This window comes from Streptomyces sp. NPDC059142 (genome assembly GCF_042755665.1).
GTDB lineage: Bacteria > Actinomycetota > Actinomycetes > Streptomycetales > Streptomycetaceae > Streptomyces.
This window is the reverse complement of record NZ_JBHZDA010000027.1, coordinates 58,464-60,389: the sequence shown is the minus strand read 5'-3', so window position 1 is coordinate 60,389 and position 1,926 is coordinate 58,464. Positions and strand designations below refer to the sequence as shown.

The window sequence follows — 1,926 nt, the reverse complement described above, 5'->3', positions numbered from 1 at the left end:
CCGTCGCTCGTGTACTCGCCCTCGCTGCGCCGGGTGGTGGCGCGCCCGGCGCTCCAGAACCCGCTGGCCGCGGTAGTGGGCGCGCCGGTCGCCGCACCGACTCCCGCTTCCTGAGCGGTGATTGTGGAGATCTGTCGATACTCTCGGTCACCTTCCATGTGTGTATCGGCCACTGGATAACGATTCCGATGCGGAACGGCTGTCCCGGTGGCCGGGCGCCCTTCCGCGCATCGCGGCCTCCATAGGATTCGCGAGTACTCACCAGGCACTTGAGTCTGCAGGCGAGGCAACCCCCCACGCGTTCCACGCGAAAGAACCCTCGCCCGAAGGGGAATTCTGTGTTTTCTGCGATATCTGGGTCATCCGTGCGGCGACGGGGCGCGGCCCGCCTCGCCGCCGCGGTTCTCGCTTCGGGTCTGGTCGCGCTGACCTCGCTGACCGGTGCCGGTACCGCCATGGCCGACGACGGCTCCCAGCACCAGGGGGGTGCCGCCGCGACCCTCGACGGGCTGAAGACCTACGGCGAGGCCGTGCTCCACGTGGACGGCAAGGACCAGCGGCTGCCCGCCGGGCTGTTCGAGATGACCGTCGACGGCGGCGGCAAGCTCAAGACGTACTGCATCGACATCCACAACCCCACCCAGGAGCAGGCCAAGTACCGGGAGACCCCCTGGGACGAGACCTCGCTCGGCGCCAACCCGGACGCGGGCAGGATCCGCTGGATCCTGGAGCACTCGTACCCCCAGGTCGACGACCTTGCGGCGCTCGCCGGGACCGCGGGCACCGGACCGCTCACCGAGAAGACCGCCGCCGCCGGCACCCAGGTCGCGATCTGGCGCTACTCGGACGGCGCCGACGTCGACGCGAGCGACCCCGCGGCGGAGAAGCTGGCCGACTGGCTGGAGAAGAGCGCCCAGGAGAGCGTCGAGCCCAAGGCGTCGCTCACCCTGGAGCCCGGTGTGATCTCCGGCCGCGCCGGTGAACGGCTCGGCCCCGTGACCGTACGCACGGACGCCGCCGGGGTCACGGTGACCCCGCCCGCCGACGCCGCCGCCAGCGGTATCCGGATCACCGACGAGGGCGGCGCCCCCGTCACCACCGCCGCCGACGGCACCGAGCTGTACTTCGACGTGCCCGAGGACACCGCCGACGGCACCGCCTCCCTCGGCGTCCAGGCCACCACCTCGGTGCCCGTCGGCCGAGCCTTCGCCGGGGTGACCAGGAGCCAGACCCAGATCCTCGCCGGATCCAGCGACTCCACGGTCTCCGCGACGGCGACCGCCAACTGGGCCGCCAAGGGCCCGATACCCGCGGTCACCGCGCGCAAGAACTGCGCCAGGAGCGGCGTCGGCATCACCGCGGCCAACGAGGGCGACGAGCCGTTCGTCTTCGAGGTCGCCGGCCAGGAGCACTCGGTGACGCCCGGCGGGTCCACCACGGTCGTCGTCCCGGTCGGCGAGGACGAGACGTACGCCATCACCGTCACCGGATCCGGCGGGTTCTCGAAGACCTTCGACGGCGTCCTGGACTGCGTGACCACCGGCAACGCGGAGATCGTCACCCGGAGCGCCTCGGGGCAGCCCCTCCCGGCCTCGGCGGGCGGCTCCTCGGCGGACACCATGGGCACGGCCGGTGTCACCGGCGCCACCACCGCCACGGGCGACCTCGCCGAGACCGGCTCCTCCGCCGCCACCCCGGTCATCGCGGGCGTCGCGATCGCCCTCGTGGTCGTCGGCGGCGGAGCCGTCTACCTCCTCCGCAGGAAGAACGGCACCACCACCGGAGAGTGAGCGGCCACGGGCACCGGGTGACCCGTCGCAGGTGGTGGGCCCCCGGCGCCCGCGGACGGACCGGGGGCCGCCCCCGTCCGGCCCGGCCGGCCCCCCGGAACCCGCCCCGGGGGGAGGTAGCGGTAGGGGCGGGGTT

1 protein-coding gene is annotated in these 1,926 nt (G+C 73.1%); it reads left to right on the top strand.

The window, feature by feature from the left end:
• The first annotated feature begins 365 nt into the window (after nt 1-365).
• The gene (locus ACFXPK_RS13270; protein WP_385074772.1) at nt 366-1,790 is read left to right on the top strand and encodes a Cys-Gln thioester bond-forming surface protein; all 1,425 of its coding nucleotides are present in this window, start codon (nt 366-368) and stop codon (nt 1,788-1,790) included.
• The last annotated feature ends 136 nt before the right edge of the window (nt 1,791-1,926 follow it).